This window comes from Bacillus sp. CBEL-1 (assembly GCF_004348885.1).
GTDB classification, from domain to species: domain Bacteria; phylum Bacillota; class Bacilli; order Bacillales; family Bacillaceae_H; genus Priestia; species Priestia aryabhattai_A.
In genome coordinates, this window is the sequence record NZ_SBIM01000021.1 from 41,885 (window position 1) to 48,760 (window position 6,876).

The window sequence follows — 6,876 nt, forward strand, 5'->3', positions numbered from 1 at the left end:
TTATTACCAATAGTAAAAACAGGGCTTTTTGCGTGCCGCTGTGTACAATTGGCATAATATAAAAATATGCATAAGCAGCCCTTGTGGTCACTGCTTATGCATAGAATGATGAATTACTCTAGTCCCATTTCTGCTTTTACTACTTCAACAATACGATTTACGTACACATCACACTCATTTTGGCTTGGTGCTTCAACCATTACGCGCACAAGTGGCTCTGTACCTGAAGGACGAACAAGAACACGACCGTTTCCAGCCATTTCTTTTTCTACCTCTGTAATTACTTCTTTTACCTTTTCATTTTCAGTTACGTGATGCTTATCCGTTACTCTCACGTTCACAAGAAGCTGCGGGAACTTTTTCATTTCACTCGCTAATTCAGATAACTTTTTATTTGTTGCTTTCATAATGTTTACAAGCTGAATCGCAGACAACATACCATCTCCTGTTGTATTGTAGTCAAGGAAAATAATATGGCCTGATTGCTCTCCACCTAAATTATATTGATGTGCTTTCATTTCTTCTACTACGTAGCGGTCACCCACCGCTGTCTGAGCACTTTGAATTCCGTTTGCCTCAAGAGCTTTGTAAAACCCAAGGTTACTCATCACCGTAGAAACAAGCGTATTATGCTTTAAACGACCTTGTTCGAATAGATACTTTGCACAGATGAACATAATTTGATCACCATCTACAATGTCGCCATTTTCATCGATTGCAATTAGTCGATCCCCATCACCATCAAAGGCTAACCCTACGTCTGCATTTTTTTCTTTTACAAATGCTGCTAATGCTTCCGGATGAGTAGAACCCACACCTTCGTTAATATTTAATCCATTTGGAGATGCACCCATTGTTGAAATATCAGCATCTAAGTCTGCAAATAAATGTGCTGCTAAAGATGAAGTGGCACCATGCGCACAGTCTAGCGCAACGTGCAAACCAGAAAAATCTTCATCAATTGTTTGCTTGAGGTACTGAAGGTACTTTTGACCACCTTCAAAGTAGTCATTTACTTGTCCAAGGTCTTTACCTGCAGGTCTTGGTAGTTCATCTTTTGAAGCATCAATTAATGCTTCAATCTCATTTTCTTGAGCATCAGATAGCTTGAATCCATCCGGTCCAAAAAATTTAATACCGTTATCTTGCACTGGGTTGTGTGACGCAGAAATCATAACACCTGCTTGCGCACCTAACGCTTTCGTTAAGTAGGAAACACCTGGCGTTGAAATTACACCTAAGCGCATCACCTCAGCTCCAATTGATAGAAGACCCGCTACTAAAGCTCCCTCCAACATATGACCTGATACACGAGTATCGCGACCTATTAGGACTTTTGGTCTTTCAGTGTCTTTTGTTAATACGTACCCGCCAAAACGACCAATTTTAAATGCAAGCTCAGGTGTTAATTCACTGTTTGCAACACCCCTTACACCGTCTGTTCCAAAATACTTACCCATTCTTGTTCTCTCCTTTTATATCCATTGTGTATATTAGTTTGCCGATGATGAATCATTTTCTTCATTATTTGTACTGTTGTCGCCATTACCTTCATCCTCTTCGTTAGACCCCGTGTTATCAGATGGATCAGAAGGCTCGTCCGGATTATTATTACCACCTTCTTCTGGTGGTTCAGAAGGGTTTTGTTCTTCTTCATTTGAAGGATTTTTTTCACTAACTTTTACTCTTAGTGTCTTTGTAGAAAGGGTGCCTTCAACACCATTTGGAACCGTTAGAGAAATAGGAACCGAAAACTCACCAGGTGTTAGCCTTGCAACATTAGCAGTTATACTAATATCACTTCGGGTAACGTTTCTTAGCTGTTGTTGTGGTCCTAACAGGTCAACCCCCACCACTCCGTTTTTAGGAGATAAAATTTCATATCTATATTTTGAGTTTTGCCCATTTAGTGTCACTGACAAGCTTTCAAACGACTTTTTTCCATCTTTCTCTTCTTCGGCTACAGAGGTTTCTTCTGCGTCAGTTTCTTCTTCTGCTTCCTCATCCAGCTTTTTGACTTTTACACTTACTGTCACCTGCTTAGGCTGAACACTATCTACACCTTCTGGAACAGGCACATCAACTTTTATATCGGACGTTTTAGAAATCCCCGTTACGTCGACCGGAATATTATCAATTGATGAGATAGAATCTAATACGTCTTTCTCACCAATAACAGTTACTTCATCTCTATCTAAAGAAATACCTGTAATTTCAATACCTTCGCCTAGGGTACCAGTTTGCTCAAGGCTAATTGGTACCTTTTTACTTCTATTTTCAATTGGGATTGTAACATTAACTACTTCTGGTTCGATAGATACATCTAGCTTATTCAGATTTTTATCAAATGCTACTACCTCTGCTTGTTCATTTACATCTTTACTTACATTATCTAATTCAACAAGTGCTTTTACATAGGCTACTTGTGATAGCTGACTCTTCGCTCCAGTAACCGTTACCGTCTCTGGGCTAATTTGTGCTGATCCCGCTTTATAGCCTTTTTTCACCTGATTTTTATCAAAGCTTGCTTCTACCGGAAATTCTTGTGATTGTTGATTTTCAATACTGACCGTTACAACTTGTGGATCAATTTTGACATCCAAACGATCTGAAATGTTTCGGTGCTGCAACTCTACTTGGTGCTCTCCCAAACCATAGTTATTTAAATCCACATACACTTCCAAGTCTTGCTTTAGCTTTTCTTGTTGAAGGGCACTCTTAGAACCTTCTAAAGTAACGTTAACCGTATCTGGAACACCGCTAATGATCATATTATCTTGATCATAAGAAACTTCTACAGGAACATTTGTAATGGTTTCTGTACCTGTTCCTGACGATTTACTTGTGCCAAGAATTGTATTTGTATCTTGATTATCGATGCTAACAGATAAATAAAGCATTAAGGCTAAAAGAAGCGCAATTATTTTCATGATCCAAGGATTGTTTAATAATCTATCCATTCTTCTTCGACCTCCATTGCCAACGAGCTGAAGAAGATGCTCTTGAAGTATTAACCAACTCTTTCTCAAGCATTTCTTTTAACGTATCGATTGTTAACTCACGGTATAACTCACCATTCTTTGTCACAGAAATACCACCTGTTTCTTCAGATACTATAACCGTTATACTATCTGTTACTTCACTAATACCAACAGCTGCTCGGTGACGAGTCCCTAGCTCCTTTGAAATAAAAGGGCTTTCGGAAAGTGGCAAGTAGCAAGCGGCAGCTGAAACTTGATTGCGCTGTAAAATAACGGCTCCATCATGCAATGGCGTATTAGGAATAAATAAATTAATCAATAGTTCTGATGACACATTGGCATTTAACGGAATGCCGGTTTCAATATAATCATTCATTCCTGTTTCTCGCTCAATCGAGATTAAAGCTCCTATACGACGCTTTGCCATATAATGTGTAGCTTTTGTAATAGCTTCGATTGTTAATGCGCGTTCATCCTCTTCAGGAAGACTAGCTTTAGAAAACAAACTTCCTCTTCCTAACTGTTCCAACGCTCTGCGAACTTCAGGTTGGAAAATAATAATAACTGCTAAAAATCCCCATGTTAAGGCTTGATCCATTAACCATTGTAATGTGTTTAGGCCCAGGAAGTTACTAATAAAGCGTACAACAACGATGACGATTATTCCTTTGAGTAACTGTACAGCTTTCGTACCTCTGATGACCATTATCAATTTATATATAACAAACCAAACAAGGAGAACATCGATTATATTTCCTAAATATGCAAAGATCGGTAGCTCTCCAAAAGGCATCGTCTCACTTCCTCTATTTATATGTAGTCAATTAAACATAACTTTTTTATTATATCACAAATTTAAAATTTCCTACTAGCTAGACATAATAACAATTGGTTTTCATTTACAAAAAGAATCGTCCAATAGTCTTGATGACCGAGGACGATTCTTTAGCAAATCTATGTTGTTACCGTCAACCAAACTTCTTTTTATTGATGATTTGATAGGTTAACTGCGTCTTTAACACCATTCTTTACGTTGTACCAAATCCATTCAAACATTTGGTCTAATTCTTCAATATCACCGGTAACCTCTCCCGCAGATGCAAGATACTGATCACCATTAATAATAGTAATATTTCCATCGACCTTTCCTTCTACCTTTATATCACCATTACGTACAGTAACATCTCCTTTAACTACTTCGCCAGCTGGCACAATAACAGTCTTATTTTCAATTACAAGATTATCTTGCTTAGAGACTGCAAACTCTTCATTTGTATTCCAAGCTGAAAAAGTCGCTCCAGACATTAATAACGTAAATACAGCAGCTGCCGTTAAAAATGGGTGATTGGTAAACCAACGATTCATTCTTACAGCGTTCTTCTCTTTAGGAAGACCCGCCATAATATTAGCCGTAAAGTTCATAGGTGTATCAATATGAGAAGTGCTTTGAACAAAAGCAATTGTTCGCTTTAATTGTTTAAAATGTTCTTGGCATGCATCACATTCCTGTAAATGCTGCTTCAGTAATTGTTCATTCTCTTTTGTAAGATCTCCATCTAAGTATTCATGGATTAGATTTACATAGGAACTTGAGCATTTCATTATTTTCACTCCTTACAAATGGCGAAGTCTGTTTCTTAAGGCTTCCCGTCCTCTATGAATTCTTGTCTTTACAGTACCAATCGGTAGCTCTAAGATTTCACTAATTTCCTTCAAAGAAAGCTCATCAATATATTTCAGCACAATAACTGTACGATATTTCTCAGGTAGCTTTAGAATTTCAGATTGAATTAAATCTTGCAACTCTCCTCTTTCTAATTCATCTTCAGGAAGTGCTTGATCTGCAGCAATCTGTGAGTACATATTCAGACCTTCCGTTCCAGCTACTTCTGCATCTAAATAGTAATCTGGCTTCTTTTTACGAATTTTATCGATACAAAGGTTTGTGGCAATCCGATATAGCCATGTGGAAAATTTCTTGGATGAATCATAACTATGAATATTAACATAGGCTCTAATAAAAGCTTCCTGAGCCGCATCTTGCGCTTCTTCACGATTCCCTAACATTCGATAACACAGCTGATAGAGCTTATCTTTATGATATTCTACAATATCAGCAAACGCATCTTGATCGCCTTTTTTTACTTTTTTTATTTTCCGTTTTAATAATAAATCCATGTAACAGTGACCTCCGCCCATTGCGGGATAGTATATATACGTTTACTTCTAGTTAAAGTTTCATTCATGCTTAATTATTTTAACAAAAATTTGCTGCCTATGTTTAAGATTTTGCAAATTGGGTTATTTATGAAGAAAAAGACTATTATAAAGTGGAGGAATGTCGCTGATGGAGAAAAATTTACTGGAAAGAATTGAAGAACATCGTCACATGATGTTAAGTACCGCACAACAAACTTCTCTATGTTCTAAAGAGGTACTGAGGCTAAGTTCAGAGTTAGACACACTATTAAATCAATACACAAAACAATCAAACTAAATCAGCTCTTGCTTTTACAAACAAGAGCTGATTCTTTTTTATAATAATTTTTCACCAAATAAGGAGCCCATTAATGCAACAGCCACCGTTGCTGTTTTATTGCGCTCATCTAAAATAGGATTTACTTCTACAAATTCAGCGGAAGTAATGACGTTAGATTCAGCTAGCATTTCCATAGCTAAATGGCTTTCTCTGTAGCTGATTCCTCCAATAACAGGTGTTCCTACTCCAGGTGCGTCATGAGGATCTAAACCATCTAAATCAAGTGACAAATGTACCCCATCTGTTTTATCTTTTAGATAAGCAATTGTTTCTTCCATAACGTGTGCCATTCCAAGACGATCAACCTCATGCATTGTGTATACCTTAATACCAATCTCTTTAATTAAAGCCCTTTCTCCTTCATCTAAAGAACGTGCACCAATAATTACAACATTTTCAGGTTTAATTTTTGGCATATATCCAAAAATATTGATTAGTGTTGGGTGTCCAATTCCTAAGCTAGCTGCTAATGGCATTCCATGTATGTTTCCTGATGGAGAAGTATCAGCTGTATTCAAATCTCCATGTGCATCATACCAAATAACTCCTAGATTCTCATAATGCTTGCTCACACCAGCTAACGTTCCAATAGCAATACTATGGTCACCACCAAGTACAAGTGGAAAATTACCGTTTGTAATTACATGATCTACTTTAGAAGCTAGCCGCTCACTAGCATCTGCTACGGCCGTTAGATTTTTTAAGTTAGTTTTTACATCATTATGTACTCTTTCTGCAGGAGCAATCTCAATGTTGCCTTCATCTTCCACAACATATCCAATGCTTTCAATACGCTCTACTACACCAGCATAACGAATAGCACTTGGCCCCATGTCTACCCCTCGACGTGTTTGCCCTAAATCCATTGGTACACCAATAATTGATACATTTTTCATTTCTCTTTCTCCCCTTTTTACCTTTTATACTTCTATTGTATAGCTAAAAGTATGAATGGCTCAACTCGACATTTTTCTGAATATATATACAAATTTAAAAGGGACAAAAAAACCTCTAAACGATAGTTTAGAGGTGAATGATTTATGTAATTGGTGGAGCCTAGCGGGATCGAACCGCTGACCTCCTGCGTGCAAGGCAGGCGCTCTCCCAGCTGAGCTAAGGCCCCAACAAAAGCAAATAATAATAATTGGAGCGGAAGACGAGGTTCGAACTCGCGACCCCCACCTTGGCAAGGTGGTGTTCTACCACTGAACTACTTCCGCATATAAGAGTGAGCCATGAAGGACTCGAACCTTCGACCCTCTGATTAAAAGTCAGATGCTCTACCAACTGAGCTAATGGCTCTTAATGGCTGGGCTAGCTGGATTCGAACCAACGCATGACGGAGTCAAAGTCCGT

7 protein-coding genes and 3 tRNA genes are annotated in these 6,876 nt (G+C 38.0%); 1 reads left to right on the forward strand and 9 read right to left on the reverse strand.

Annotated features, from left to right (window positions below; all coding sequences use genetic code 11):
• Positions 1–113 precede the first annotated feature (113 nt).
• The 5 genes from glmM to sigW form a co-directional block, all read right to left on the reverse strand.
• Positions 114–1,460 carry a phosphoglucosamine mutase gene (gene glmM / locus EPL02_RS20365; protein WP_094913154.1) on the reverse strand — a complete coding sequence of 449 codons (1,347 nt, stop codon included), beginning with the start codon at positions 1,458–1,460 and terminating at the stop codon, positions 114–116.
• A gap of 33 nt (positions 1,461–1,493) precedes the next feature.
• Entirely contained in the window at positions 1,494–2,960 is a 1,467-nt protein-coding gene (locus EPL02_RS20370; RefSeq protein ID WP_094913153.1) for a CdaR family protein, read from the reverse strand.
• Positions 2,953–3,774, reverse strand: a complete 822-nt coding sequence (gene cdaA / locus EPL02_RS20375) for a diadenylate cyclase CdaA (protein WP_061786223.1) — start codon at positions 3,772–3,774, stop codon at positions 2,953–2,955. The genes EPL02_RS20370 and cdaA overlap by 8 nt, the downstream gene beginning before the upstream one ends.
• A gap of 191 nt (positions 3,775–3,965) precedes the next feature.
• Entirely contained in the window at positions 3,966–4,583 is a 618-nt protein-coding gene (locus EPL02_RS20380) for an anti-sigma factor family protein (RefSeq protein ID WP_094913152.1), read from the reverse strand.
• A gap of 12 nt (positions 4,584–4,595) precedes the next feature.
• Positions 4,596–5,159, reverse strand: coding sequence for an RNA polymerase sigma factor SigW (sigW, locus tag EPL02_RS20385; protein WP_094913151.1), 564 nt, complete (start codon positions 5,157–5,159; stop codon positions 4,596–4,598).
• Positions 5,160–5,328: 169 nt separating this feature from the next.
• On the opposite strand from sigW, the gene EPL02_RS20390 reads away from it, so the two are divergent.
• On the forward strand, positions 5,329–5,478 hold the full coding sequence (locus EPL02_RS20390) for an aspartyl-phosphate phosphatase Spo0E family protein (RefSeq protein ID WP_131888589.1): 150 nt from the start codon (positions 5,329–5,331) through the stop codon (positions 5,476–5,478).
• A 38-nt stretch (positions 5,479–5,516) separates the two neighbouring features.
• Here the strand turns inward: EPL02_RS20390 and rocF are convergent, their stop codons facing one another.
• The 4 genes from rocF to EPL02_RS20410 form a co-directional block, all read right to left on the reverse strand.
• Positions 5,517–6,416, reverse strand: coding sequence for an arginase (rocF, locus tag EPL02_RS20395; RefSeq protein ID WP_094913149.1), 900 nt, complete (start codon positions 6,414–6,416; stop codon positions 5,517–5,519).
• Positions 6,417–6,567: 151 nt separating this feature from the next.
• A tRNA-Ala gene (locus tag EPL02_RS20400) sits at positions 6,568–6,643 on the reverse strand.
• A 22-nt stretch (positions 6,644–6,665) separates the two neighbouring features.
• Positions 6,666–6,740: transfer RNA gene (locus EPL02_RS20405), tRNA-Gly, on the reverse strand.
• Between the two features lie 9 nt (positions 6,741–6,749).
• Positions 6,750–6,822, reverse strand: a tRNA-Lys gene (locus tag EPL02_RS20410).
• Between the last annotated feature and the right edge of the window lie 54 nt (positions 6,823–6,876).